Origin of the sequence: Xanthomonas nasturtii (assembly GCF_023337365.3) — a bacterium.
Classification (GTDB): domain Bacteria; phylum Pseudomonadota; class Gammaproteobacteria; order Xanthomonadales; family Xanthomonadaceae; genus Xanthomonas; species Xanthomonas nasturtii.
The window spans coordinates 1,899,599-1,925,125 of record NZ_CP142084.2; the positions used below are offsets into that span (position 1 = coordinate 1,899,599).

Here is a 25,527-nt window from a genome sequence, read left to right on the forward strand (position 1 = left end):
AGTGCGCGCAAGCGGGCAAAAGGTTGCGGGTGGATCAGAAAGTCCGGGAGACCGTGCCCAGCCACGGGGTTTCGCCTGGGCCGCCCTGCATGCGCGGGGTATTGCTGCTGGTGAAGATGCGCTCGCCTTTCAGCGTCCATCCGGCGCGGCTCCACTTCAGTCCCAATTGACCGTACCGATAGCGGCCGGAGCGCGGCGCACCGTAGGCCATGGCCGGAAAACGCGAGGTGCCGGCTCCCAGTGACAGCGCGATATCGTTACCCAGCGGGATGTTGGCGGTGACGTCGAAGGCCATGTTCCACGGCGACTGGTCCGCGCGCGGGAAGTTGAAGGCCGACAGCGAAAAGGTCAGAACGTCGCGGTAGGACCAGGCCAGGCTGGCTTCCTGGCGGTCGAAGGTGCGGGTGGAGCGGTTGGTCGGGTAGCCGTAGTAGAGCAGGCTGGCCTGCATCTGCCAGCGGTCGTCCAGCATCCAGGCGCGCCCGGCCTGGGCAGTGACCGCCACCGGGTCGCTCAGCGACGGCGACTGCAGCGCCACCGAGCTGGAGACCGACCAACCCGGCGCCGGCAGCCAGTAACCGGCGGCCTGCAGGGTGAGCTTGTTGGGCGCGATCGAGATGCCGCGGTCGATCAGCGAGGAGGTGACGGCGACCGCACCGCCCGCGTTGGCGGCCAGCGCGCCGCCGCAGGCGCCGGTTGCCATTGCCAGCAACAGCGCCCGGGCCAGCTGGCGGTGCCGCCGTTGCAACTGCGGCTGCAGGTGCCGACCGCAAGGCCGCTGGTGCGGCGCCCTGCATAGCAGCTCAACGTGGTGGTGCGCGCCGGTGTCCATCAGTGCGCCCACGGCTGCCCGCCACCGACGCAGCGGCGCGCGTGTGATGGGAACGGCTTGGTAAGGGCAACGGTCGGCAATGGCGTGGGACGTGGACATTCAACGGGCGCCGATAGTGACCCATGACGCTGGGTGAGACCGCCGCGGCTGCGGCGGTTCCGTCCGTATACGCGAAGGTTTCGGCTCGGGCAATGCGGAAGCGTGCAGCTGCGCTGGTACCCAGCTGCCGGCCGCGGAGAGTGCGGCCGGCTGACTGTACCGGGCTTGAAGCAGGTGCCCTATGCAAGGTCACAGTGCAGCAACAGATACGTTCTGCCCGGAGCATTGCGCCTGCGTGACCGGGGCAGGGCCAAGCGCGGCGCCCGTGCTTGTCTGGTCGCTTTGTGGCGGCCTGCCGGCCGCCTCAGTGCAGGCTGTTGAGGTAGACGATCAGTGCGTCGAGTTCCTTGCTGTCCTTGAGCCCCTCGTACTCCATCTTGGTGTTCGGCAGGGTGACTGTGGAGTCCTGTTTGAGGAAGTTCTGCAGGGTGGCTGTGGTCCAGGTGAGCTTGCTCGCCTTGAGATCTGCGGTGTAGCCCTTGAAGTCGGCCACGCTGCCGGCCGGTCGGTTGACGATGCCAAACAGCGAAGGGCCCTTCTTGTTCTTGCCGGCGGTTGCGCTGTGGCACTCGGCGCATTCGCTGGCGAACACGCTCTTGCCATCGGCGGCGCGTGCCGGAGGGGGCAGGGTCGTGCCGGCCAGCACCAGGCAGGCCAGCGGAAGGCACAACACGGTTTTGTAGGGTGAGTTCATGGAAATCCGTACGGGTGCGGGAGGGGTCAGAACGTCAGGTTGACCGACATGGTGAAGCTGTCGAGATCGCGCGGGTTGGTGATCGGCGGGCCGCGGAACACGTTGGAGGTGCTGCCGTTGAACTTGTCGAAGCGGAACCAGCCGGCCGACACGCGCAGGTTGGCGATCGTGGTGTAGGTGCCTTCCTTGCCGAACGGGGTCCAGTACAGCAGGATCAGATTGCTGGTGGTGTCGGGGATGCCCACCGGCGAATAACGCGCTGCATCGAACGAGCCGGTGTTGATCATGTGCGCGGCCAGCACGCCGTAGCTCTGCCTGTAGGCGTAGTTCACGCTGAAGGTCTGATCGCGCACGCTGCCGCGATCCAGCGCAGGCATGGTCGGGTCGGACGACAGCAGCGGGCTGCCGTATTTGCGGCGCTCGTAGATATTGACGTACGCCAGCGACGCCACATGCTCGCGGGTGCCGAGGAACTGATAAGTGAGGTCGTAGCCGAAATCGGTGAGGTCGTCGCTGGGCCCGTTGCGCGGACGCTGGCGGCGCGTGTTGAGCGCGGTCAGGCCCACCGAGAAGAACTGGCGCTTCATATCCTTCATGTAGGCAAGACGCGCGTAGGTGGTGTCGCTGAGCTTGCCCGGGTCGCCATTGACCGGCCAGCCGAGGCGATCCTGCGCAGAGGGCGACAACGCGCTGTAGCTGCCCACTTCGCCGTACCAGTTCTTGTCGTACAACCCGTACACGCTGGCGCCGATGACGCGGTTGGACAACGCCGATGAGCTGAGCATGGTGGAGGCGCCGCCGTTGGAGGCCGGCGTCAGTGTGGATGCGTTCGGCAACACGTGCACCGGGTCGGAAATGCCCGGGTTGTTGTTGACGCTGACGCCGATCATGGTGTCCTTGCCGCCCAGCTGGAACGGCTTGCCGACGAAGCGCAGATCCACATCGTCCAGGCGCGTATCGAAGGTGGCGTTGCCGCTGTTGGTGGAGCGGATCTTCGAATAACCGCCGATGTTGTCGTTGACGCGGCCGCCCAGGTACAGGTCGGCCTGGCGCAGGCGCGCGGTGCTGTCGCCGCGGCTGGGGTTGTTGCGCGACCAGGTCAGCTGGCCGGAGACCGGGATCTTGGTGCCGTTGCCATCGGTGTCGGTGAAGCCGCCGAGCTTGAAGCGCATGCCGTACGGCGTGAGCGACGGACCGTAGGAACCGATGTGGCAGTCCGCGCAGGACGAGCCGGTCTGGCGCGCGAACGAGGGAATCGCCTGTGCCTGCGTGCTGGCCAGCAGCAGCAACGGGCCGGACACGCACAACAAGGACGTCAGGGAAGCGGTACGCGTGGCGGTGCGACGCGGGGCGGGCTGGAGAGCGGGCATGGAAAGTCCTTGTTCGACGGTGCGGGAGGCAGCGGTGCGGGAACGGGCGAGGAAACGGATCACGGAAGGCGATGTGCGGCGGTTCATGCGCGCTTGCCAGGCAATACGCGGCCCAGCAGACCGTCGCGCAACACCAGGTGGTGCCAGAGCGCGGCGCCGATATGCAACAGCACCAGCGCCAGCAGCGCCCAGGCGGCGTTCAAGTGCCACACGCCCAGGGTGTCGCCGAGGTCGCCGTCGGGGGCGACCAGCGCGGGCAGCGGGATGCCGAAGAAATAGACCGTCTTGCCGAAGGCGCTGCTCAGCGACCAGCCCAGCAACGGCAACGCCAGCATCAGCCCGTACATCGCCACATGGGTGGCGCCAGCGGCCAGGCGCATCGGCAGCGACGCGGGCGGGCCGGGCGGCAGTGTGCGTAGACGCAGACGTAAACCGATGCGCAAGGCGAACAACACCAGCACCAGCAGGCCGAAGTGGCGGTGCCCTTCCAGCAGCCACTGACGCAGTGCGCGGCCATCCAGTTCGGCGCGCAGCAGGATCAGTGTGGCGGCCATGGTCAGGCACAGCACGGTGAGCCAGTGCAGCACGCGCATCGAGCTGGGCAAGGGCAGCACGCGTGCGGCCGGCGCCGGTTCCGGCAGCGGGCCTGCGCGGTTGGCGGAAGCGCTGGCGGGCGCCTGGGGGGATGGACTCATCTGATCTGTCTTCCGGTGGTGGTCGTTGGTTCCGGCAGTGCGTTCGCTGCCAGGCCTGGCTCCCCACGCCGGCCGAACGGCGGCCAGGTGAACGTGCACCGATATGTGCGGCCATGTCGGAAAAAGGTTGCGTCGCAGTGGATGTTTTGCTTGCGCGCGCCGCACAGCGAGGTGCTGCGATACGCGCAACTGCGCTTGCGCGTACCTCGCTTCGCAGCGCCGTGACCGCGCGCAACCTTTCGCGCAACCGGGCGCACTCAGGCATGTCGCACTACGTGCAGTCAGCGGTTACGCCCCTCCGATCATGGCCATCGAACGCATCCAGTTGCACACCCACGGTGACGATCGCGGGCTGCTCGTTTCATTGGAGCAGCAGCGCAATATCCCGTTCGAGATCCGCCGCGTGTATTACCTGTTCGGCACGCGCGACGGCGTGCATCGCGGCCAGCACGCGCACCGCCAGCTCAATCAATTTGCGGTGGCCTTGCACGGGTCGGTGACGATTCTGCTGGACGAGGGCAATGGCGAGAGCCCGAGCGAGGTGGTGCTGAACGACCCATCGCAAGGCCTGCTGCTCGGTCGCATGGTGTGGCGCGATCTGTACCACTTCAGCGCCGACTGCGTGCTGATGGTGCTGGCCGACCAACTCTACGACCCGGGCGATTACATCCTGGATTACGACCAGTTCGTGAGCGAAGTGCGTAGCGGGAAAAATCTTGTGGGCGCAAGCAAGAGTTTCATTCCCGATATCGAGCCTTTACTTGGAGTGCAATCGTAAGATGCCCGGGTTTATGGATGTGCCTTTCCTGGATTTGCGTGCAGTCAACGCGCGCTATGCGGATGAACTCAAGGCCGCTGCCGCACGCGTGATCGACGCCGGCTGGTATGTGCTCGGCAAGGAACTGGCTGCGTTCGAAGAAGAATTCGCCAGCTATTGCGGGACCACGCATGCGGTCGGCGTGGGCAACGGGCTAGATGCGTTGTCGTTGATCCTGCGTGGTTATCGCGAGTTGGGCGTGTTGCGCGAAGGCGATGAGATCATCGTGCCGGCCAATACCTTCATCGCCACGTTTCTGGCGATCAGCCAGAACCATCTGGTGCTGGTGCCGGTGGAGCCGGACCCGATCACCTTCAATATGGACCCGGCCAGCGTGGAAAAGGCGATCGGGCCGCGCACGCGCGCCATCATGGCGGTGCATCTGTATGGGCAACTGGCCGACATGCCGGCGTTGCAGACGCTGGCCCATCGCTACGGCCTGTTGCTGATCGAAGACGCTGCGCAGGCGCATGGCGCGAGCGCACGGGGCCGACGTGCCGGCGCCTTCGGTGATGCGGCGGCTTTCAGCTTTTTCCCGACCAAGAACCTCGGCGCATTGGGCGACGGCGGTGCGGTGGTCACCTCGGATCAGCGCCTGGCCGAGCGCATCCGCGCGCTGCGCAATTATGGCTCGGAGGTGAAGTATCACCATCTGTGCCAGGGCGTGAATTCGCGCCTGGATGAACTGCAGGCGGCTTTTTTGCGGGTCAAGCTGGCCTACCTGGACGAAGAGATCGCGCTGCGGCGTGCAGTGGCGCAGCGTTATCTGCACGGCATCGACAACCCGCTGATCGTGCTGCCCACGCTGGTGGCCGAGCAGCAGCATGTCTGGCATTTATTTGTGGTGCGCAGCACCCAGCGCGACGCCTTGCAGGCGCATCTGTTGCAGCATGGCGTTCATACGCAGATTCATTACCCGGTGCCGCCGCATCGGCAGCCGGCGTATGCCACGCTGGGCAATGCTTGCCTGCCGCTGAGCGAGCGTCTGCACCAGGAAGTGCTGAGCCTGCCGATGGGGCCGGCGCTGGACGATGCGGCAGTTGCACGGGTGATCGCCGCCTGTCAGACGTTCGGCACCCGCGCATGAATGTCGTGCGCAGCAGCGTCTACACCGGCGTTGCGACGCTGGCCAAGCTGCTGGCGGCGTTGGTGGTGGTCAAGCTGGTGGCGGTCTACGCCGGGCCGCAAGGCGTGGGCCGGCTGGGCCAGTTTCTCAACCTGATGTCGGTGCTCGCGGTCCTGGCCGGTGGCGGCATCAGCGCCGGCATCGTCAAGTACGTAGCGCAGTACCGCGATGACGCGCCCGCGCTGGCACGCTTACTGAGTGCGGCGCTGTGGTACGCGTTTTGTGCAGCCTGCGTGATGGCGCTGCTGGCTGTGGCGTTCAGCGGGGCGATTGCCGAACGCCTGCTGGGCGATGCGAGCTACCGTCCGCTGATCTGCGTGCTTGCCGTCGCACAATTGGGCATCGCACTGCTCAATTACCTGCTGGCGGTGATCAACGGCTTCATGGACGTGCGCCGGCTGGCATTCGTGCAGGTGTCTGGCGCCGTGCTGAGCGTGGCGCTGGTGGCGTGGCTGGCCAATCGTGCGCAATTGCAGGGCGCGCTGCTGGCGCTGGTGCTGGGCCAGGTGCTGTGGTTGCTGGCTGCAGTGCCGGCGCTGCGGCGCAGCCCGTATTTTCAGCCTGCGATGTGGCGCATGCGCTTCGATGCGCAGATGACCCGCCAGCTGGCGGTATTTTCGCTGATGACGCTCACCTCCACGCTGGTGCCGCAGCTGGTGACCATCATGGTGCGCGATCATCTGGCGCTGCAGTACGGCTGGCGGCAGGTGGGCTATTGGCAAGCGGTGAGCCGGGTCTCGGACGCCTATCTGCTGTTCTTCACTACCGCCATCAACGTGTACTACCTTCCCAAGCTGGCGTCGCTGCACGGCGCTGCGGCGCTGCGCCGCGAGCTGCGCAACGCCTATCGCTACGTGATGCCGGCGGTGATCGTGATGGCGTTGGGCGTCTATGTGTGCCGCGACTGGATCACCTGGCTGCTGTTCGATACGCAATTTGCTGCTGCAGCGCCGCTGTACGGCCCGCAGCTGCTGGGCGATGTGATCAAGATCGCCGCCTTCGTGCTGTCGTACGTGATGTTGGCCAAGGCGATGACGCGGCTGTTCGTGATGTCCGAATGCGTATTTGCGGCGAGCTATCTGGCGCTGGTGTACGTGTTTACTGCGCAGTTCGGGTTGATCGGTGCAATGTATGCCTTCGCCGCTAACTACGTGCTGTATCTGTTGTTCAACATCGTGGTCGTGCGGCGCTACCTGGGACGGACGGCATGAACGATCAGACGCCTGCACGTGCACGCTGGCCATTGGTCTCGGTGCTGATTCCGGCTTTCAATCATGCGCGTTTCGTGCAGCGCTGCCTGGACAGCGTGTTGGAGGACCCGTACCCGTGCAAGGAAATCGTCATCATCGACGACGGCTCCAGCGATGCCACGGGGGAAAAGATCAGCCAGTGGATCGGCGCCCATGGGCACCGGCTGCCGGTGCAGTTCGTGCAACGCGAGAATCGGGGGGTATCAGCAACGTTGAACGAGGCTGCTCGGATCGCGCGTGGCGACTACATCCGTATTGTTGCCAGCGATGACTACTTGGTGCCTGGTGGAATTTTGGTGCAGGTTAAATTTCTCGAAAAGCGCTCTGACAAGACAGCCGTCATAGGCGATGCCTGCGTGGTCGATGAGGAAGGACGGTGCATTTTGCAAAGCGCGATGCGCGATCTTCATCGTGCCCAAAAGAGTGATTATTTGACCGATGCCGGAATTCGTCGCGCTGTTATCGGGAAGTGGGCCGTCAGTGGCGCCGTTACGATGCTCAGGCGCCGTGCATTTGACAGTGGTATGCGGTGGAACGAGTCGCTCAAGATTGAGGACTGGGACTTATTTCTTCGATTGGTTTCGACTGACGCGCTCGCATTTCTGGATGTAATTGTTTCTGCGTATCGGCTGCATGGAACCAATGTCAGTAAGACACGGGATCTTGATAAGAGGATTGGAAATTTGACCGAATTTGCGCTGGTTGCCGAGTGTAATTCAGGAATTTTTACGGGTGCGGATTTTTGGTTGCTACGGGCCCAGTTGAGTATTATAAAAGCCAAGATATTTTTTTTGAAATCAAATTACTTCGCGGTGATTTGGCATTTGGCAGCCTACCTGATTAAAAGATCGATCGCTGTTTGTAGCTTCAAGCGAAGGGGGCTGAAGTGAGGCAGGCGCCCGCTTCTCTTCTGCGGAGACCGGCGACATACCTGACCCCGGCAATCTTTTTTAGTTGCATCGTTACGGCGGTGACTTACGAGTTGCCGAGTGGATATTGGCAAGGGCTTGCTTGGTTGCTCGCGGGGGCGAGCGGGGTTTTGGTCCTGGACCTATTGGCTGGGCCACAGCTTCCCTGTTCTTGTCTTTTTCGCCAATACAGGTACGCCGGCACCCGCGACGCGTTTCTGGCAATGGCACTGGCCGCGGTGGTGACGGTGTTTTGCATTGCCGACGTGGTGCTGTTTCCGATTCCGTTGTTCAGCGATCCATCGTCGTATGCCAGCTTGAGCCCATTGCGCGCGCATGTGCGGCACATCTCCAACATGTGCTGGATCCTGCCACCGATCGCGTTGCTGTGCGTGCGCCATCGCGGGCTACGCGCGGCGATGGTGGCGCTGGGCTTCGTCTTCCCGATCGTGGTGATCGACCGCAACCGCATCTTCGCCGGCCTGTTTTCGTTCGTGCTGGTGATGCTGTTGCGCCGCGAGCCGGCGCGCCGCCTGCCGTGGAAGACCATCGGGCTGCTGGTACTGGCAGGCGGCGGCGTGTTTTCGATCCTTGGCGCGTTGCGTTCCGGTTCCCTGGCGACCGTGGCGTTGCCATTCAGCGCGTTTTACCGCGCCATGCCGCAAGGCGTGCAATGGCTGCTGCTCTATATCAGCGCCGGGCCGTACAACTTTGGCGCGATGCTGGCCAAGGGCTATGTCAACGCCAGTTTTCTGGTCAATCAATTGGTGCCGTTCAGTGGTTCGATCGCCACCGCCGACACCAGTATTCCGCTGGATGCGCCCAACATCAATGTGGGCACCGAGTTTTTCCCGTTCTTGATGGCCTGGGGCGCTCCCGGTGCACTGCTGGCGTTGCTGGCGTTGTATGCCGGGCTGGTGTGGAGCGTGCGCCGGCTCAACGGCTCGCTGTCGATCTTCCACGTGCTGATCTTCCTGCGCATTGCCTATGCCTGCCTGATGTCGCCCTTCGCGCCACAGGCGTTCACCTGGACCAACTTCGGCTTCATCGCGCTGTGCCTGGTGCTGCATGCCTGCACGGTGGTGTTGCCCAACCGTTTATCCGCACACCCGTCTGCCGCATAAGCGTGCAGCACGCCATTCATCGCCCCAGAGCTGCGCACCATGAATCAACACGACGAAATCTATCTGATCGACCTGTGGCGCATCCTGCGCCGGGAATGGCGCTGGGCAGCGGCGGCGCTGGTCGTGGTGCTGGGCCTGACCTTTGCGTTCACGCGCTTGGCCAAGCCACAGTGGGAAGCCGCCGCATGGATCCAGGTCGGCGAGATCGGCCCGACACCTGCCGGCCGCGACCCCAAGGTGGAGCCGTTTCAACGCGTGATCGACCGCATGAAAACGCGGCTGTTCCAGGATGCGGTGTTGCGCCAGGCGCAGGTGCCGCTGAAGAGCCGCGCTGCGCAGCTGTATCGCAACAGCCTCAAGCCGGACCCTGACCCGTACGCCAATCTGATCGGCGTGACCATCCGCGCCGAATCGGCACAGCAGGCGCGCGCGTTGGCCATGGCCACCGTGAACGCGCTGCAGACCTTGCATGGCGATACCAATGCGGTTGCGCTGGATCTTGCACGCAGCCGCCTGCACGGCTTGAGCGACGATCTGCGCGCAGCTACCCGTAACCGCGAGCAGCTGCAGCGGCAGTTGCAAGCCGGGCAGGGCGCGTCAGTCGCCACGCCGGCGCAGGTGTTGGCCGGCGTGCTGCTCACCGACAGCAACACCACCATCCGCGCCTTGAAGAGCGAGCGCGACGATCTGATCGCGCGCCTCACCGCGCGCTACACCTACCAGACCTCGCTGGCGTGGCCGCTGTACGTGCCCGACCGCCAGGCGTATCCGAATGCGATCACTGCCTGGGCAGCGGGCTTGCTGGCCGGGGCAGGGCTGGGCGTGCTGGCCGCGGTGCTGCGCAATGCGCTGCGTCGTCGTGGGCAGGCTGCTGCGCACGCTGGTGCGTGAGGGATGAAACGTGTATCGGCACGCTTGCGTTGGGCTGTAAAAAGCGCACCCAATCAACGGCGACCGGAAGACTGCAGAAGCCAGGCCGCACTTCGCATGTCTGCGTATCCAGCCAATTCGCCCCTGGCGAACGTGATCGCCTGAACCCGTTTGAGTGCCGCCCGCCACGCTGCAACCAAACCGCCAGCACCCGGCACTCACGGGTCTATCAAGCGATGCCGCATTGGCGGCGTTGCGCCTGGAGAGTGTCGTGAGAACAGCAGGACGGGTGTGGGAGGCTGCGCATGTCGACGATCAATGAGCATGCCGCGCGGGGTGGCACGGTGGCGCCCGAACAACTGCTGGAAACGCAGCGTGCCTTCGACAGCGTTGCCCCCGACTACGACGGGCCACGCGGCAACAACGCGCTGATCCAGCGCATGCGCACCACGCTGTGGAACACGGTGGCTGCCGAGCTGCCGGTGGGCTCGCGGCTGATCGATCTGGGCTGCGGTACCGGCCTGGACGCTGGCCAATTCGCCAGCCGCGGGTATTCGGTGCTGGCCACCGACTGGTCGCCGGCGATGGTCGAGCGCACCCGCCAGCGCGCCGCCAGCCACGGTCTGGAAGAACGCCTCACCGCCGCGCATGTGGGCATCCAGCAACTCGATCGGCTGGAAGGCAGCTTCGATGGCATGTACTCCAACTTCGGTCCGCTCAATTGCGCACCCGATCTGCCGGCCGTGGCCGCCGAATGCGCGCGTCTGTTGCGCGCCGATGGGTGCCTGGTGTTTTCGGTGATCGGGCGGATCTGCCCCTGGGAAATCGGTCATTACGCCTTGCGCGGGCGCTTCAAGCGTGCCGCGGTGCGGGCTGCCAAGGGTGCAATTGCGGTGGGCATGAACGGCTACACCATCTGGACCTGGTATCACCTGCCGCGCGAGTTCTACCGCGCGTTCGAACAGCACTTCGTGCTTGAGAGTTACCGCGCCCTGAGCCTGTTCCTGCCGCCGCCGTATCTGGTGGATTTCTGCGAACGCAATCCGCGCCTGTCCGAGCGGCTGGGACGCTGCGACGACCGCCTGGGCGGGCTGCCGCTGCTGCGCGACATGGGCGATCACTTTCTGATCGTGATGCGCAAGCGCTGAGTGGAGATGCCGATGGCCATGGCCGATGTCTGCCTGCAAGGCGCACGCGCGATCACCTTGGCCGGTCCGTCGCGCAGCGCAGTGAGCATCCGCGCGGGGCGCTTCGGCGGCACGCTCGGCACCGGCACCTTGCGACTGGACCTGCACGGGCATGTGCTGGCGCCGGGGCTGATCAACGCGCATGAGCATCTGCAGGTCAACTGTGTGCCGCCGCTGCCGCAGGTTGCCCCGTTCGCCAACAGCTATGCGTGGATCGAGGCATTTCAGGCGCATTTCCAGCATCCGGCGGTGGCCGCGGCACTGCGCGTTCCCAAGGCGGTGCGGCTGCGCCATGGTGGCCTGAAGAACCTGCTGGCCGGCGTCACCTGCGTGGCGCAGCACGACCCATGGCATGCCACCCTGGACGAAGCGACCTTCCCGGTGAGCCTGCTGCGCGCGTTCGGCTGGAGCTATGCGCTGGGATGGACAGGCTACGGCCCGCCGGTGCAAGGCAGTTTTGCCGCAACTCCGGCTGCGTATCCCTGGATGATCCATCTGGCCGAAGGCACCGACGCTGTCGCGCGTGCCGAACTCGACGAACTCGATCGGCTGGGCTGCCTGGCCGCCAACACCGTGCTGATCCACGGCGTGGGCATGGGCGAGCAGGACATCGAGCGCGTGATCGCACGGGGCGCGGCCGTGGTGTGGTGCCCGTCCAGCAATCACGCGCTGCTCGGCCGCACGCTCGATCCGTGGCGCTTGTGCATGGCCGGCCGGCTGGCGCTGGGCAGCGATTCGCGCATCAGCGGCGCGCGCGACTTGCTGGAAGAACTGCGCATTGCCGGCGAGAGTGGGCTGGCGCCGGACCTGCTGCTGGGCATGGTCACCCATGATTCCGCACGCATCCTGCGCATGACAACGCGTGGGCGCATTGCCCCCGGTGCCGCTGCGGATCTGCTGATCGTGCGCGACCGTGGCGGCGAACCTGCCAACAGCATCATCGGTTGCGAGCGCAGCGCCGTGCGTGCGGTGATCCGCGATGGCAGGCCGCGCATCGCCGATCCGGATTTTGCGCCGTGGTTCGACGCAGCCGGCATTGCCACAGTACCGGTGTTGCTGGATGGGCGACCCAAACTGCTCGATGCCACGCTGGCCGACCCGGCGGTGCTGGCGCTCGAACCCGGCCTGCAGCGCGTGTCGCTGGAGCAACCGGCGCCGGCCACCGCGCAGCTTGCGCAGGCACTGGCCGGCAACGGTGTTTTTTCGTGAGCGCAGTGCCGGTGCTCGACCCCGCCGCAGCGTATGCGCTGTGGGCGCAGGCGTATCCGCCGCACGCGCATAACCCGGTGATGCTGGCCGAAGAACGCGCCATGCTCGCCTTGATGCCGGCCAGCCTGCAGGGCCAGCACGTGCTGGACGCCGGCTGCGGCAGCGGCCGTTACATGCTGCACGCATTGCACCGCGGCGCACGCCACCTCACCGGTGTCGATCTGTCGCCGGAGATGCTGCAGCGTGCCGGCATCGAGCTGGCAAGGGACTGGCCGGCCGCACGGATCGGCTTGCAGCACGGCAGCCTGGAGCATCTGCCGTTGGCCGATGCGGTGGCCGACCTCAGCGTGTGCGGGCTGGTGGTGGGGCATCTGCAACGGCTGTGGCCGGCGCTGGAAGAACTGCATCGTGTCACCCGCGTTGGTGGCATCGTGCTGTGCAGCGACGTGCATCCGATCGGCCACGCGCTCGGCTGGCGACGCGACTTCAAAGCCGATGGGCAGCACTACGCGGTGCGGCATACCCAGCATCTTTATAGCCACTGGCACGCGGCGTGCACCGCACTCGGCTTTGCAGTCGAAGCCGTTGCCGAGCCCATGCTGGACCCCGCGGACATTCCGGCCGGCGCGCGTTTCGACCAGACTGCGTTGCAGGTGCCGGTTGCACTGGTGCTGCGGCTGCGACGCGTCGCATGAGCATGACCTGGTATAGCGCAGTCGCATGCGGTGCGGTGCCTGCTGCCCGTCGGTGGCACGCTGCGGGTGCCGCCTTGGGCACGGCGCACGGCAGTACCGTTGCGTTGCTCGATGCGCAAGCGCCACGAGCCGCATGAGCCTGCACGTCGCACAGCTGAATCTGGTTCCCACGCCCGACGGCTTGAGCGCGGAGCAGGTGTTCGCGCAATGGCCATCGCTGGCCGATATCGCCGAGGCCGTCGCCAGCGCAGGCGTACGCGTTTCGGTGATCCAGGCATCAACCCTAGACATCCGGTTGCGCCGCCTGGGCGTGGACTACCACTTTGCCGATCTGCGGCAGCGTGGCAGCGCAGGCCGTGCGCGCACGCTTGCCGCCCTGTTGCGTGAGATCGATGCCGATGTGCTGCATGTGCACGGTCTGGAATTCGCCGGCGATATGCGACGCCTTGCACGCCTGTTGCCGCAGCTGCCGATCCTGCTGCAGGATCATGCCAACCGGCCGCCGCGCTGGTGGAGCAGAAGCCTGTGGCGCGCACGCTACGCCGCCGCGGCCGGCATTGCGTTCACCTCGCTGGAGCTGGCGCAGCCGTTCGTGCGGGCGCGCCTGTTTCGCCGCAGCACGCAGCTGTTTGCGATCCCCGAATCGAGCAGCCGCTTTACGCCGGGCGACCGGTTGCAGGCGCGCGAGCAAACCCGCTTGCACGGCGACCCGTGTGTGTTGTGGGTTGGTCATCTAAGTGCAGGCAAGGACCCATTGTGCGTACTGGATGCGGTGGCCATGGCCGCGCGCCTGTTGCCCGGGTTGCGGCTGTGGTGCGTGTTCGACCAGGCGCCGCTGATGGAGCAGGTGCAGCAGCGCCTGCGCGAGGACCCGCAGCTGGCCAGGTGCGTGCAGTTGCTGGGCAGGGTCGAACATGCGCGCGTGCAGGAGCTGCTGCGCGCTGCCGATCTGTTCGTTTCCGCCAGCCACGCAGAAAGTTGCGGCTATGCCGCACTGGAAGCCTACGCCTGCGGCTGCCTGCCGCTGCTCAGCGCAATCCCGTCGTTCCGTGCACTCAGCGACGACGGTGCGGTTGGTGCGTTGTGGCCGGTGGGCGATGCATCGGCATTGTCGGAGCTGTTGCTACGCGTCTGCCGGCAACGTCCCTCGCGTGCACAGGTGCGTGCGCATTTCGACGCACGCCTGTCGTTTGCCGCGGTGGGCCAGCGCTGGGCGCAGGCCTACACGCAATTACGCGCTGCCGCGCCGGAGCGCACCGCATGAAACTGGCACTGGTGGTACCGGGCGGTGTAGATCGCAGCGGGGAAGTCCGCGTGATTCCGGTGTTCCTCACCTTGATTGAGTGGCTGGCGCGCAGCCATGCGGTGCACGTGTTCGTGCTGCATCAAGAGCCGCTGCCCGGCACATGGAGCCTGCGCGGCGCCACCGTGCACAACATCGGCGCCCGACGCACGCGGCTGCGCGCGATCGCTGCCATTCGCGACGAGCACCGGCGCGCACCGTTCGATGTGATCCAGGCGATTTTTTCAGGCTATTGCAGCTTGATCGCAGTGACCGCTGCCACGCTGCTGCGGCGTCCCAGCATGGTGCATATCGCCGGTGGCGAATTGGTCGCCCTGCATCGCATCGGCTACGGCGGCCGCCGCACGTGGCGCGCGCGTCTGCGCGAAGCGGTGACCCTGCGGCTGGCCGATCAGGTAACGGCGGCCAGCGCACCCATCATCAATTCACTGCAGGCACTGGGCATCGCTGCGCAACGCGTGCCGCTGGGGGTGGATCTGCGCGCCTGGTCGCCGGCGGCGCCGCGTGCGCGTACCGGCGCAACCGCACGCCTGCTGCATGTGGCCAGCCTCAATCCGGTCAAGGATCAGCGCACCTTGCTGCAGGCGATGGCCGCACTTAAACGTGCCGGGGTCGCCTTCACCCTGGATATGGTGGGCGTCGACACCCTGGACGGCGCCATGCAGCGCCTGGTGCACGACCTTGGCCTGCAGCAACAGGTGCGCTTTCTCGGCTTCAAGACCCAGCGCGAGTTGCGCCCGATCATGCTGTCGGCCGACCTGCTGGTGCTGTCCTCCCTGCATGAAGCAGGTCCGCTGGTGCTGCTGGAAGCTGCCGTTGCCGGCGTTCCAACAGTGGGTACTGCGGTGGGCCACCTGGTCGAATGGGCGCCGGTCTCGGCGCTGGCGGTGCCGCCAGGCGACTGGGCCGGCATGGCCGACGCCATTCGTCAGGTGCTCGGCGACGACGAACTGCGCCTGCGTCTGGCCTGGGCGGCGCAGTGTCGCGCCGTCCGCGAAGACGCCGCGTTGACCACCCGCCTGTTCGAGCAGCTGTATCGCCAATTATGTGAGCAGCGGCCGCTGCGCTGAGTGCGCGTGGCAACGCAGGCAGCCGCCTGCGGCGATCTTGTGCAACGCTCTACGCTGCAACCTCAGGCCGGCTGCAGATATCCATCCAGCGCCGCACGCACCACATACAACATGTCGGTGCGCGGAACCGGGCGGGTCAGGCGCGTCATCAGGCGGCGCGCCTGGGTCTGCCGCACCCAGGGCTGGTCCTGCAGCCATAACTGGGTTTGCAGCATGTCCGCACGTTCCTTGCGGCTCTCCGCCGGGGGCACCACGCGGTTGTGCAGGTACTGCCACGCCTCGCCCCACGACCGCGACCACTCGATACCGGGCAACGCCGACAGCCACAGGTTGGAACACGACGCAGCGGTAAGCGTTTGCCGGGCTGCGCGCAGGCGCAGCAGGGGAGGGCAGACCGCATGCAGGCGCGTCATCACCGCAGCCGGCACCACTGCGCGGTAATAGCGTTGCAGCAACAGCAGTGGCGGCAATGCCCACCATGGCGGCATGGTGCTGTCTTCCCACAATTGTTCCCAGTCGCGCGGGCCCATGCGTGTGGCCAGCAACGCCAGATCGTGCAGGTGCATCAGGCGAATGCTGCGGTGGCAGATGCCGCCGGCCGCATGCAGCAGCAGGTGGCACATCAACGCACCGATGGACGGGTAAGGGTTCAAGCCGGGTTGCGGGCGCTCGGGCCGGATCCACGCAGTGATGTCCACGCGGCTCACCGGCAAACGTTCCTGGATACGCGTATGCAACTCGATATTGATCGGCGCATCGCGGTGTTCGCCCAAGCCGGCCACCGCCTCGCCCTGCAGCGGCTTGAAGACCTGATGCTTCCATTGCGCGAACGAAGCGACATAGCCGAGTTCGCACAACAGCGCAGCGGCCGCAGGCGCGTGCTCCGGTTCTACCAGCAGGTCGATATCGGCCATCGGGCGGTCGCCGGGCAGATACACGCCCAGCCGATGCAAGGCGGTGCCTTTCAGGCCCACCAGCGCGATACCGGCATGACGTGCGGCGGCATCGATACGGGTCAGCAGCAGCGCGATGCGTCGATGGCGGTCTTCCACATGACCACGTTGCTCGCTCAGGAAGGCGTTCCACTCGGGGTTCTGCCACAACGAGCGGCGCTGCAGCAACGGCGACACGCCATGCGCCGCTGCCGCTGCAGCAGCCAGCTGCCATTGCAGCCGGTCCCACTGCGGCACTGCGTCGCCCGGGCGGGCGAGCTCCTGAGCCAGCCGCTCGGTGGCCGTGTGCAGGCGGTGCTTGATGGTGCGAAGGGAAGGCTGCATGCGCGCGTAGTCCGGTCAGGCGAAGCGATGGATGAAGAGCGTGAGGACGCGCAAGCGCTAGCCCACCAGCACGGTGGCCAATTGGCGTGGCTGGCGCGTAGCGCTGTGGGTCAGTGGCTCGGTGCGGTGTTGGCCTTCGCAGGCAATCAGGGCCGACCAGCGTGCTTCGAGCTGGTCCGAGGCCTGCGCAAACGCATCGGCCGTCATCGTGGCGCGCGCCTGTTGCAGATCGACCTGCGTGTGCAACAGGTCGCGCACGCTGCGGTAGAACTCGGAGTCGTACGCGCCATGGAACATCATCGCCAGGTCGTCGCTGTCCTGCCAATGGGTCTTGCCGCCGAGCTGATTCTTCACTTCTTCATAGAATTTGGTGCCGGGCAACGGGTACGAAACGCTGACCCCGATGATGTCCGGGTTGGCCTGCGTCACCAGTGCGCGTGTGGCCAGAATGTCGTCGAGTTCTTCGCCCAGATAGCCGAGCTGGATAAAAAAGCCCACGCGGATCCCCTGCGCACCCAGGCGCTCGCGCGCGGCGATCACCTCGCCAACCTGCGTGCCCTTGGTCATCTTGTCGAGAATGCGTTGGCTGCCGCTCTCCGCGCCGATCCAGGCCTCCGCGCAACCGGCGCGTGCCAGTGCGGCGGCCATGCGTTCGCTGGCAAGATCGGCGCGGGTCTGGATGGTGAACGGAATCGCGCCGTCGGCATCGCTCAACCGCTGCGCAAAGGTCTCCACCCAGTCGATGTGGAAGCCGAAGATATCGTCGGCCATCCAGATATGCTCGGGCTGGAAACTGCGTTTGAGGTGAATCATTTCTGCGGCCACCTCTTCGGCGCCGCGACGTTTGTAGTGATTGCCCCAGATCGGCTTGGCGCACCAGTTGCAACGGAACGGGCAGCCGCGCGAGGCGGCCATGTTCAGGCTGAAGTAGCCATGCCGCTGCTGCCAGAAGCGCCGGTAGCGCGGCATGTCGACCAGATCCCATGCCGGCAGCCCGCTCAGGCGCGCGTCCGGCGGCTGCGCGCCGGGATGCACGCGCGTTGCCGCAGGCTGGCTGGTGGCGATCTGCGCCACGCCTGCCAACCAGTGTTCGATGGCGATGTCCGGCTGTGCTTCGACGCGCTCCAGCAACGTGATCAACGGGGCGATGCCTTCGCCGATCAACACCGCATGCGCGCCTGCAGCCAGGAACACATCCGGGTTGTCGGACGCATCCGAGCCGGCCACCAGCACGCGGCAGCCGGCCGCACGCGCCTGCCCGATCATGCGGCACGCCGCCTCGCGCATCCGGCTCAGGCACATCTTGGTGAGGAAGTTGAAGTTGTCTTCGTAGAACACCACCAGATCCGGCTGCGCCGCGTGCAGGGCAGCGCTGTAGTCCTCCACGTCGTCGGCCAGCATCGCATCGAACAGACTCAATGCATGCCCGCGCTCGCGCAGCAGCGCGGCGATCTGCAGCGTCGCCAATGGCGGATAGGGCTTGCCGCGCTCCCATTGCTTGGGGTCGTAACGCAAGAAATACGAATGACTGACCTGGATCTTTAGCATCTGCACAAGGCTCTCGTTCTGGCGCCAGGTGGGCGCAGCGGCGGCGTGCGCAGACACCGGCATTCGGCTCGGCAGTAGGTGCGCATGCAGGCGGCTTTGGTTGCGCCGCTGCGCTGCGCGGTTGCAACGCGTTGTGCAGCGGCATGGCGGCCGGTGATGCAACCTTTCTGTAGGGAGTCAGCACACACCGGCTGAATCAGAGCATTGGATACGGGCATGCCGCAGTCGGCTGCGTGGGCGCAACACACGCCGGTGAGCGATGGCACGCTGGCCTTCGCAGCAGGGGCTGCAGTGGCGGCAGATCCGTTCGGCGAACAGCGGCCGCGGCGCCTGGTCGTGCGTCGGCAGATTCTCGGCGCGCTGTTCCATTTCCAGAGCGATAGCGAAGCGCTATTGGCGCTGGTCGATGCCGCCTATGCCGGCCTGCCGGCGCATCGCTTGCCCGGCGCGCCGGACTTTCATGTCACGCTGGACTTGCTGCCGCGTGCGCCCGGCAGCATCGGTGCAGAACCGCCGCCGGTGCGTACGCATGCCAGCGGCGGCCTGCTGTGCGGCGTCATGGATGGCCACAACTACCTGATGGTTTCGGTGCCGCAGCGCCGCGCAATGCTGGTGGTTTCCGAGGACATGCTCGCCCATGCGTATCACGTGCGTTACGAATTGATCGAATTTGCGGTGTTCCTGCTGGCCGCGCGTGGCATCGGCTTGGTGCCGCTGCATGGCGCCTGTGTCGGTCACCGCGGCCGCAGCGTGCTGCTGCTCGGTGCCAGCGGTGCCGGCAAATCGACGCTGGCCTTGCACAGCCTGCTGCATGGCTTGGACTTCATTGCCGAAGACGGCGTCTTCGTGGCGCCGGACAGCCTGCTGACGACCGGTGTCGCCAATTTCCTGCACTTGCGTGCCGAAGCGCTGGGTCTGGTCGACGCGCAGACGCGTGCGTGGATCGCGGGATCACCGGTGATCCGGCGCCGCAGCGGCGTGGAAAAATACGAGGTCGATATTCGCCATGGCCACGCGCATCTCGCGCCCAGACCAATGCAGTTGCATGCGGTGGTGATGGTGTCCAGAACGCCGGCCAGCGCATCTGCGCAGCGCCTGGTCCCGTTGCCGGCCGAGCACATCGCCGCCTGCCTGGCCCATGATCAACCGTATGCAGCGGGTCAGCCCGGCTGGCAGCGGTTTGTCGAGCAGGCAGAGCGCATCGGCATGTTCACCCTGCACCGTGGCACGCATCCGCAGGCGTCGGTGGATGCGCTGCTGCAGCTGTTGCAATGAGCAGCTGCACGCGAGCGCGCGGTATGACGAGTAGGCCAGAGGCTGTCGTAGCGCACAGGGGAATGCATGTCGCGCGCGGCTGAACTGCAGGCGATGTCAGCGCAGCAGCGCATGCGCACTGCGCTGCGCCACTTCGCAAGCACACTGGTTCCGGCCGACATGCCCACCATCGCACTGTATGTCGCGTTATCGCTGGCTGCCGCGCTGGTCGGCAGTATCGTGGCGGTGTGCCTGTTGCCGCTGGTGCAACCCGGCCACAGCGTGCAGCTGGCTGGCTATCGTCTGGCATTGCCAGGCGGGCTGGCGATGCAGGCGGGCCTGTTCGTGGCGGTGAGCCTGCTGTTTGCCGCATTGCGCTGGCAGAGCGCGCGGCTGGCTGCGCGCTTGACCAGCCGTTATGCCATCGGTCTGCGCGGACGCGTGCATGCGGCGCTGATCGACGCGCCGCTGCCGGCCTTGTCCGGCGCCAGCTCGGCCGAAATCGCCAATGTGCTCACCTACAACATCGAGATCGCCACGCAAGGCTTCGGTGCCGTGCTGCAGCTGCTGGTCGCGGCCATCACCGCGCTGGTGAGCGTGTGCATCGCAGTGCTGATCGCACCTGCGCTCTTGATCGCCACTCCGCTGCTGGTGGTGCTGGCATGGTTGGGCCTGCATTCCTCCAGCAGCGACGCACAGGCCCGCATCAGCCGTGCCTATGTAACCGACATGACGCAGCTGTTCTGGTTGAGCGAGGATTTTCCGCGTCGTTTGCGCCACGTGCGCTCGTTTCAGCGCGAAGACCTCGAAACCCGCCATTACGAGCGCATTTCGGCGCGATTGGGGCATGGGTATGCACAACAGCAGGAGCTGGTCGCCGGCAGCCGGCTGTTGCTTGAGCTCACTGCGGTGGTCGCCATCGCCGGCATCCTGGTGCTGGCCAATCGCTGGCAGGGTGCCGATCGCGCTGCGCTGATCACCGTCAGCTTGTTGCTTGGTCGGTTGCTGCCGTACCTGGTCACCACACGGCAAAGCGTGCAGCAATTGCGTTCGGCGTGGCCGGCGCTGCAGCTGTGGCGCCGCTACGTGGACCTGGGCGCTGCGCGCGCACACGCCCCACAAGACACCGCGGAGCCACTACCGGCCGCGCTGCATCTCGAACACATCGGGCTGGCGCCGCCGCTGCCGCAACTCGCCATCGAATCGTTGTTGTTGGTGCCGGGTCAGATGACGCTGGTGGTCGGCGCCTCCGGCGTGGGCAAGAGCAGCCTGATGGATGTCCTTTCCGGGCAGACGCCGCCGGCGCAATTCCTTGCGCACATGGGCGGGCGCCGGCTGACGTTTTCGGCTTATGGATATCTAATGCGACACAGCGCCTACATCGGCCAGGGTGTGCGGCCATGGCAACACACGGTGCGCGATTGCCTGCAGTGGGCGCTGCCCGGCGCCTCCGACGCACGCATGTGGGAGGTGCTGGCCGATGTCGGCCTGCGTGCGCGCCTGCAGCGCGACGCGCAAGGTCTGGCCACGCCGATCAACGCGCACGCTGGGCGCCTGTCGGGCGGCGAATCGCAACGCCTGCTACTGGCGCAGGTGCTGCTGCGTCAGCCGACCTTGGCGCTGCTGGACGAAGCAACCAGCGCCCTGGATGCCGATGCCGAGCATCAGGTGCTCAGCACTTTGCGCGCGCGCCTGCCGCACACGGTGCTGGTGGTGGTCTCGCATCGCACCAGCCTGGCCGCAGTAGCGGACCGCACGCTGGAATTGCGCGCTGTGCGTGCTACGCCAATGCACGCCAGCGCGCCGGAGTGCGCTACGACACCGCATGCGAGGAGCGCGTCACGCACGCCGGCGCCTTTCGGACCTCGCTAGTGGCCGGCAAACGTGTCGAGCAATCGTCATGCCTGCATCGACAGCGCGTAGCGCTGCGCACCTACGCCACCGCAGTGTGCGCACCGTGCTCATGGCCCCCCAGCTTGGCATTACAGGGTTGTTTCGTTAGCTGCGCTTAGCCGGCAATATCTTCCAGCGCACGATTGCGCGTGCGTGGGCCGAACAGCGCAATCACGCTCGCCACGATCGACATGCTGAGCGCGATGAAGGCCAGCACGCCATGGCTGCCGACCTGCGCGAGCAACCAGCCGATCAGCACGCTGCTCACAGCCGTGGAGAGGCGACTGAACGAATAGCAAAAGCCCACCGCACGCGCGCGCAGCCCGGTCGGGAACAGTTCGGCCTGATACCCGTGGTAGGCAAAGCTCATCCACGCATTGCAGAACGCAATCATCGCTCCGCACAGCACCATGCCGACAGCCTCATGCTGCAACGCGAACAGCCCGCCGAACAGGACCGCCCCCAGCGCCGATGCGGTGATCTGCCATTTGTTTTCCCAGCGCTGTGCAAAGCGCAGCAACAGCAGCGGCGCCAGCGGGTAAGCCAACGAGATCGCAAAGGAATACGCAAGGCTCTTGGTCACCGCGGTGCCCTGCGCCGAGATGAGCGCTGGCAGCCAGTTGCCGAAACCGAAGAAGCCGATCGCCTGGAACACATGGAACACCACCAGCATGCCGATGCGCCCACGATACGGCGCGCGCCACAGCAGCGTGCTCGGCATGTCGCCGGCAGGCGAGCCTGCGGCGACCTGTGGCTTGGGCAATGGGGTGCCAACGTCGTGCAGGCAGCGCGCCTCCAGTGCTGTCACCACTGCATCCGCTTCCGCATGCCGGCCTTGTGCGGCCAGCCAGCGTGCCGATTCGGGCAAGCGGCTGCGCAGCCACCAGATCCCCAGCGCAAATACACCGCTGAGCAATACCACCCAACGCCAGCCGCTCACGCCCAGTGGTGCATGCGGCACCAGCATCCACGCGGTCAGTGCGACGGTGGGCACCGCCAGAAACTGCACGAAGAACGCAAACGCGAACGCCGCGCTGCGCATGTGCCGCGGCACCAGTTCGGACAGATAGGTGTCGATGGTCACCAGCTCGATCCCCAATCCGATGCCGACCACAAAACGCAGCACGATCACACCGGTGGCGGTGCTTTGCAGACCCATCGCCACGGTGGCGGCGGTGTACCAGATCAAGGCGAAGGTAAACACTGGCCGACGCCCGAACCGGTCGGCGAACGGACTCAACAGCGCGGCACCCACAAACAAGCCAAAGAAGGTAGCCGCTGCAAAGGCCGCCTGATCGGACATGCCGAACGCCCCGTCCGCACCGCTGGCAAAAATGCCATCACGGATCAGCCCGGGGCTGATGTAGGCGGTCTGGAACAGGTCGTACAACTCGAAGAACCCGCCCAGCGCCAGCAACCCTACCAACCGCCATAGCGTGGCACTCGCCGGCAAGCGATCGATCCGCGCTGCAATCAGTGCAGAAGGCGAGGGCGGTGCAACGGCAGGTGCGTCGATCGGGGACATGGGCAGACAGGCGTAGACAGGGTGGCGCCATCATAGCCAGCGTCCAGATCTCACAGCGGCCACGCTTCGTCGAGCAGTCAAAGGGTTCGTCTGCAAGCGCGATGGCGCTGGGCGTGAACGTGCGGGTAGCGGCAAGGGAAGCAACCACACCCACACCAAAACCAACGGACAGCACGCTCAGTCAGCACCGACCACCAACGCGCTCACGTAATAGACCTCTCGCCCGGGGCAAGAGGGCACGGTGTGCGCGCCCGGTGCACATGCTTTGGAGTGCCCCCGCGGCACAAGCGCGGACCGGCGCGCGAGAGGGGGAGAGGGGGAGACGGGGAGAGGGGGAGAGGACGCCGAGCGGAACCCTCGTGCATTCAACGTCCACCAGGCTTCGCCCGTACCCTCATCCGGCGCTATGCGCCACCTTCTCCCGATGGGAGAAGGATAAAAGCCCCTCTCCTGCGGGAGAGGGGTTGGGGTGAGGGTCCCTGTGCCGAGAGTCGAGCAGGCCACGAAGCACTCCGCCTCATTGCGGCGCCCCGGCATGCATGCAGAGGCGCCTGGTATCGAAATGATGCAATTGCACTCCGACGCCGACGCCGACTCCGTACTCGCACCTGCACCTGCACCCACGGAAGCGAAGCCAGCGCGAACAGGCCGTCACATCACCCATGCGCCGCACCCGACCAGCACCCGCAACACCCTCACCCTCACCCTCACCCTCACCCTCACCCTCACCCTCACCCTCACCCTCACCCTCACCCTCACCCTCACCCTCACCCTCACCCTCACCCTCACCCTCACCCTCACCCTCACCCTCACCCTCACCCTCACCCTCACCCTCACCCTCACCCTCACCCTCACCCTCACCCTCACCCTCACCCTCACCCTCACCCTCACCCTCACCCTCACCCTCACCTTCACCCTCACCCTCACCCTCACCCTCACCCTCACCCTCACCCTCACCAAGCTCAACAACGCATCTACCACTACACAGCCCCCCCCCGTTGTCCGACTCCTGGAATGCTGTAATCCCCTCAGCACCCGCCAGGCGGCTGGCAATGCCGCCCGGGCAGCCCCATCTCTTTCACATCATTCTTTCCCGGAATCATCCGATGACCCCCATTTCCGTGCTCGATCTGGCGCCGGTCTGCGAAGGCAGCGACACCACCCACGCCTTCGCCAACATGCTCGATCTGGCCCAGCACGCCGAGCGCTGGGGCTACCAGCGTTACTGGCTGGCCGAACACCACAACATGCCGGGCATCGCCAGCGCCGCCACCGCGGTGTTGATCGGCCATGTCGCCGGCGGCACCAAGACCATCCGCGTGGGCGCCGGCGGCATCATGCTGCCCAATCACGCACCGCTGCAGGTCGCCGAACAATTCGGCACGCTGGCCTCGCTGTATCCGCAGCGCATCGACCTGGGTCTGGGCCGCGCGCCCGGTACCGACCAGCCCACCGCACGCGCCTTGCGCCGTTATTTCGACAGCGCCGACCACTTCCCGCAGGACGTGGCCGAACTGATGCGCTATTTCGCGCCGGCGGTGCCAGGGCAGTTGGTGCAAGCCGTGCCCGGTGCGGGGCTGAACGTGCCGGTCTGGCTGCTGGGGTCTAGCCTGTTCAGCGCACGCCTGGCGGCAGCGATGGGCTTGTCGTTCGCGTTCGCCTCGCACTTCGCACCCGACGCGATGGACGAAGCGGTGGCGATCTATCGCCGCGAATTCCGCCCGTCCGCACAGCAGGCCAAGCCGCACGTGATGCTGGCCTTGAACGTGGTGGCAGCCGACACCGAAGCGCAGGCACGTCGTCTGTTCACCACCCAGCAACAGAGCTTCGTCAATCTGCGGCGCGGCAAGCCGGGCAAGATTCCGCCGCCGATCGACGACATCGACAGTTTCTGGCAGCCGCATGAGCGGGTGGGTGTGGAGCGCGCGCTGGCCTGCACGGTGCTTGGCGATGCCGAACAGATCGGGCAGGGCGTGGTCGATTTCATCGAGCGTCATCGCCCCGACGAACTGCTGTTCACCGCCAACATCTACGACCATGCCGCGCGGTTGCGTTCCTTCGAAATCGCCGCTGCGGCATGCCGCGAGCTGGACGTGACCACAGCGTGATTCACGTCGCTTTGCGCGGCGATCCGTTGTGATGCGTGCACATCCATTGGGAACACCCGCATGCAATTTCAGGAACGCAGCGAGAGCATCAAGCAATTGGCCGAATTGATCCGCGGCGTGGACATCGCGATGTTCACGACCGTGTCGTCCGACGGCAAACTGGTGAGCCGCCCGCTGGGCACGCAGGAAGTCGAATTCGATGGCGACCTGTGGTTCGCCACCGCCGCCGACAGCCCGAAAGTGGCGGAAATCGCCGCCGACCCGCGCGTCAATGTGGCGTATGCCTCGGCTTCGAAAAATACCTATGTATCGGTGGCCGGCACCGCACGCGTGGTCCACGACCGCGCCAAGATCGACGAACTGTGGTCGCCGGCGATGAAGGTATTTTTTCCGGGCGGCAAGGACGACCCGAACCTGCGTTTGATCCACGTGCGCGCCGAATCGGCCGAATACTGGGATGGCCCCAGCGGCTTGCTTGGCAAGGCGCTGTATTTCGTGATGACGGCAGTGACCGATGACACCGCCAGCCTCTCGGACAACCGCGTGGTCGATCTGAAGTAACGCCCGAATCTGCCACCGCGCCGCACTGCGCGTAAGCCCCTCTCCCCGCGGGAGAGGGGTCGCCGAGGATGCAGTGCTGCGATGCGTTACAAAGGCCCACGTGCTGTATAGC

At 65.6% G+C, this 25,527-nt stretch carries 23 protein-coding genes; 15 read left to right on the forward strand and 8 right to left on the reverse strand.

Annotated elements, in window-relative coordinates; translation table 11 throughout:
* Nucleotides 1–34: 34 nt before the first annotated feature.
* From M3O59_RS08340 to M3O59_RS08355, 4 genes are all read right to left on the reverse strand, one after another.
* A complete protein-coding gene (locus tag M3O59_RS08340) occupies nt 35–844 on the reverse strand; it encodes a TorF family putative porin (RefSeq protein ID WP_181920582.1) in 810 nt (269 codons plus the stop codon).
* A 391-nt stretch (nt 845–1,235) separates the two neighbouring features.
* Nucleotides 1,236–1,625, reverse strand: coding sequence for a c-type cytochrome (locus M3O59_RS08345; RefSeq protein WP_064628664.1), 390 nt, complete (start codon nt 1,623–1,625; stop codon nt 1,236–1,238).
* 26 nt (nt 1,626–1,651) lie between these two features.
* Nucleotides 1,652–2,995 (reverse strand): cytochrome C, encoded by a 1,344-nt coding sequence (locus M3O59_RS08350; RefSeq protein ID WP_116906065.1) that lies wholly within the window; start codon nt 2,993–2,995, stop codon nt 1,652–1,654.
* An 83-nt stretch (nt 2,996–3,078) separates the two neighbouring features.
* Complete coding sequence (locus M3O59_RS08355; RefSeq protein ID WP_181920577.1) at nt 3,079–3,690, reverse strand: cytochrome b; 612 nt, start codon at nt 3,688–3,690, stop codon at nt 3,079–3,081.
* Between the two features lie 304 nt (nt 3,691–3,994).
* Here M3O59_RS08355 and M3O59_RS08360 point away from each other — a divergent pair, with 304 nt between their 5' ends.
* The 11 genes from M3O59_RS08360 (at nt 3,995) to M3O59_RS08410 (ending at nt 15,249) form a co-directional block, all read left to right on the forward strand.
* Complete coding sequence (locus M3O59_RS08360; RefSeq protein WP_064628668.1) at nt 3,995–4,468, forward strand: sugar 3,4-ketoisomerase; 474 nt, start codon at nt 3,995–3,997, stop codon at nt 4,466–4,468.
* Nucleotide 4,469: 1 nt separating this feature from the next.
* Nucleotides 4,470–5,594 (forward strand): DegT/DnrJ/EryC1/StrS family aminotransferase, encoded by a 1,125-nt coding sequence (locus M3O59_RS08365; protein WP_162841550.1) that lies wholly within the window; start codon nt 4,470–4,472, stop codon nt 5,592–5,594.
* Complete coding sequence (locus M3O59_RS08370) at nt 5,591–6,844, forward strand: O-antigen translocase (protein WP_116906064.1); 1,254 nt, start codon at nt 5,591–5,593, stop codon at nt 6,842–6,844. The genes M3O59_RS08365 and M3O59_RS08370 overlap by 4 nt, the downstream gene beginning before the upstream one ends.
* Nucleotides 6,841–7,773 (forward strand): glycosyltransferase family 2 protein, encoded by a 933-nt coding sequence (locus tag M3O59_RS08375; RefSeq protein WP_116906063.1) that lies wholly within the window; start codon nt 6,841–6,843, stop codon nt 7,771–7,773. The genes M3O59_RS08370 and M3O59_RS08375 overlap by 4 nt, the downstream gene beginning before the upstream one ends.
* 149 nt (nt 7,774–7,922) lie before the next feature.
* The gene (locus M3O59_RS08380) at nt 7,923–8,915 is read left to right on the forward strand and encodes a hypothetical protein (protein ID WP_373419000.1); all 993 of its coding nucleotides are present in this window, start codon (nt 7,923–7,925) and stop codon (nt 8,913–8,915) included.
* Nucleotides 8,916–8,954: 39 nt separating this feature from the next.
* The gene (locus tag M3O59_RS08385; protein WP_116906061.1) at nt 8,955–9,806 is read left to right on the forward strand and encodes a Wzz/FepE/Etk N-terminal domain-containing protein; all 852 of its coding nucleotides are present in this window, start codon (nt 8,955–8,957) and stop codon (nt 9,804–9,806) included.
* A 284-nt stretch (nt 9,807–10,090) separates the two neighbouring features.
* Nucleotides 10,091–10,933: a class I SAM-dependent methyltransferase gene (locus M3O59_RS08390; RefSeq protein WP_116906060.1), complete on the forward strand. Its 843-nt coding sequence runs from the start codon at nt 10,091–10,093 to the stop codon at nt 10,931–10,933.
* 12 nt (nt 10,934–10,945) lie between these two features.
* The gene (locus tag M3O59_RS08395; protein WP_147308507.1) at nt 10,946–12,181 is read left to right on the forward strand and encodes an amidohydrolase family protein; all 1,236 of its coding nucleotides are present in this window, start codon (nt 10,946–10,948) and stop codon (nt 12,179–12,181) included.
* Nucleotides 12,178–12,876, forward strand: coding sequence for a class I SAM-dependent methyltransferase (locus tag M3O59_RS08400; protein WP_064628687.1), 699 nt, complete (start codon nt 12,178–12,180; stop codon nt 12,874–12,876). The genes M3O59_RS08395 and M3O59_RS08400 overlap by 4 nt, the downstream gene beginning before the upstream one ends.
* Before the next feature lie 133 nt (nt 12,877–13,009).
* Entirely contained in the window at nt 13,010–14,140 is a 1,131-nt protein-coding gene (locus tag M3O59_RS08405) for a glycosyltransferase family 4 protein (RefSeq protein WP_116906058.1), read from the forward strand.
* Entirely contained in the window at nt 14,137–15,249 is a 1,113-nt protein-coding gene (locus M3O59_RS08410) for a glycosyltransferase family 4 protein (RefSeq protein ID WP_064628691.1), read from the forward strand. The genes M3O59_RS08405 and M3O59_RS08410 overlap by 4 nt, the downstream gene beginning before the upstream one ends.
* Nucleotides 15,250–15,311: 62 nt before the next feature.
* Here the strand turns inward: M3O59_RS08410 and M3O59_RS08415 are convergent, their stop codons facing one another.
* Nucleotides 15,312–16,526 carry a nucleotidyltransferase family protein gene (locus M3O59_RS08415; protein ID WP_064628693.1) on the reverse strand — a complete coding sequence of 405 codons (1,215 nt, stop codon included), beginning with the start codon at nt 16,524–16,526 and terminating at the stop codon, nt 15,312–15,314.
* A 57-nt stretch (nt 16,527–16,583) separates the two neighbouring features.
* Nucleotides 16,584–18,137, reverse strand: a complete 1,554-nt coding sequence (locus tag M3O59_RS08420) for a B12-binding domain-containing radical SAM protein (RefSeq protein WP_064628695.1) — start codon at nt 18,135–18,137, stop codon at nt 16,584–16,586.
* 153 nt (nt 18,138–18,290) lie between these two features.
* Here M3O59_RS08420 and M3O59_RS08425 point away from each other — a divergent pair, with 153 nt between their 5' ends.
* Together M3O59_RS08425 and M3O59_RS08430 are read left to right on the forward strand one after the other, a co-directional pair.
* A complete protein-coding gene (locus M3O59_RS08425) occupies nt 18,291–19,349 on the forward strand; it encodes a phosphoenolpyruvate carboxykinase (ATP) (RefSeq protein ID WP_116906056.1) in 1,059 nt (352 codons plus the stop codon).
* Nucleotides 19,350–19,442: 93 nt separating this feature from the next.
* Nucleotides 19,443–21,200 (forward strand): ABC transporter ATP-binding protein, encoded by a 1,758-nt coding sequence (locus M3O59_RS08430; protein ID WP_309544543.1) that lies wholly within the window; start codon nt 19,443–19,445, stop codon nt 21,198–21,200.
* 136 nt (nt 21,201–21,336) lie between these two features.
* Here M3O59_RS08430 and M3O59_RS08435 read toward each other — a convergent pair whose 3' ends face one another.
* Together M3O59_RS08435 and M3O59_RS08440 are read right to left on the reverse strand one after the other, a co-directional pair.
* Nucleotides 21,337–22,746 (reverse strand): MFS transporter, encoded by a 1,410-nt coding sequence (locus tag M3O59_RS08435; RefSeq protein WP_116906055.1) that lies wholly within the window; start codon nt 22,744–22,746, stop codon nt 21,337–21,339.
* Between the two features lie 651 nt (nt 22,747–23,397).
* Nucleotides 23,398–23,712, reverse strand: coding sequence for a hypothetical protein (locus M3O59_RS08440; RefSeq protein WP_373419001.1), 315 nt, complete (start codon nt 23,710–23,712; stop codon nt 23,398–23,400).
* 140 nt (nt 23,713–23,852) lie between these two features.
* On the opposite strand from M3O59_RS08440, the gene M3O59_RS08445 reads away from it, so the two are divergent.
* Together M3O59_RS08445 and M3O59_RS08450 are read left to right on the forward strand one after the other, a co-directional pair.
* Nucleotides 23,853–24,854 carry an LLM class flavin-dependent oxidoreductase gene (locus M3O59_RS08445; protein ID WP_116907020.1) on the forward strand — a complete coding sequence of 334 codons (1,002 nt, stop codon included), beginning with the start codon at nt 23,853–23,855 and terminating at the stop codon, nt 24,852–24,854.
* 60 nt (nt 24,855–24,914) lie between these two features.
* Entirely contained in the window at nt 24,915–25,415 is a 501-nt protein-coding gene (locus tag M3O59_RS08450; RefSeq protein ID WP_116907019.1) for a pyridoxamine 5'-phosphate oxidase family protein, read from the forward strand.
* Nucleotides 25,416–25,527: the final 112 nt, after the last annotated feature.

Bases quoted from the DNA above. Each gene is read 5' to 3' on its own strand.
- M3O59_RS08345 (WP_064628664.1), bottom strand. From the start codon at position 1,625: ATGAACTCACCCTACAAAACCGTGTTGTGCCTTCCGCTGGCCTGCCTG.
- M3O59_RS08350 (WP_116906065.1), bottom strand. From the start codon at position 2,995: ATGCCCGCTCTCCAGCCCGCCCCGCGTCGCACCGCCACGCGTACCGCT.
- M3O59_RS08355 (WP_181920577.1), bottom strand. From the start codon at position 3,690: ATGAGTCCATCCCCCCAGGCGCCCGCCAGCGCTTCCGCCAACCGCGCA.
- M3O59_RS08360 (WP_064628668.1), top strand. From the start codon at position 3,995: ATGGCCATCGAACGCATCCAGTTGCACACCCACGGTGACGATCGCGGG.
- M3O59_RS08365 (WP_162841550.1), top strand. From the start codon at position 4,470: ATGCCCGGGTTTATGGATGTGCCTTTCCTGGATTTGCGTGCAGTCAAC.
- M3O59_RS08370 (WP_116906064.1), top strand. From the start codon at position 5,591: ATGAATGTCGTGCGCAGCAGCGTCTACACCGGCGTTGCGACGCTGGCC.
- M3O59_RS08375 (WP_116906063.1), top strand. From the start codon at position 6,841: ATGAACGATCAGACGCCTGCACGTGCACGCTGGCCATTGGTCTCGGTG.
- M3O59_RS08385 (WP_116906061.1), top strand. From the start codon at position 8,955: ATGAATCAACACGACGAAATCTATCTGATCGACCTGTGGCGCATCCTG.
- M3O59_RS08390 (WP_116906060.1), top strand. From the start codon at position 10,091: ATGTCGACGATCAATGAGCATGCCGCGCGGGGTGGCACGGTGGCGCCC.
- M3O59_RS08395 (WP_147308507.1), top strand. From the start codon at position 10,946: ATGGCCATGGCCGATGTCTGCCTGCAAGGCGCACGCGCGATCACCTTG.
- M3O59_RS08405 (WP_116906058.1), top strand. From the start codon at position 13,010: ATGAGCCTGCACGTCGCACAGCTGAATCTGGTTCCCACGCCCGACGGC.
- M3O59_RS08410 (WP_064628691.1), top strand. From the start codon at position 14,137: ATGAAACTGGCACTGGTGGTACCGGGCGGTGTAGATCGCAGCGGGGAA.
- M3O59_RS08415 (WP_064628693.1), bottom strand. From the start codon at position 16,526: ATGCAGCCTTCCCTTCGCACCATCAAGCACCGCCTGCACACGGCCACC.
- M3O59_RS08420 (WP_064628695.1), bottom strand. From the start codon at position 18,137: ATGCCGGTGTCTGCGCACGCCGCCGCTGCGCCCACCTGGCGCCAGAAC.
- M3O59_RS08425 (WP_116906056.1), top strand. From the start codon at position 18,291: ATGCCGCAGTCGGCTGCGTGGGCGCAACACACGCCGGTGAGCGATGGC.
- M3O59_RS08430 (WP_309544543.1), top strand. From the start codon at position 19,443: ATGTCAGCGCAGCAGCGCATGCGCACTGCGCTGCGCCACTTCGCAAGC.
- M3O59_RS08435 (WP_116906055.1), bottom strand. From the start codon at position 22,746: ATGTCCCCGATCGACGCACCTGCCGTTGCACCGCCCTCGCCTTCTGCA.
- M3O59_RS08445 (WP_116907020.1), top strand. From the start codon at position 23,853: ATGACCCCCATTTCCGTGCTCGATCTGGCGCCGGTCTGCGAAGGCAGC.
- M3O59_RS08450 (WP_116907019.1), top strand. From the start codon at position 24,915: ATGCAATTTCAGGAACGCAGCGAGAGCATCAAGCAATTGGCCGAATTG.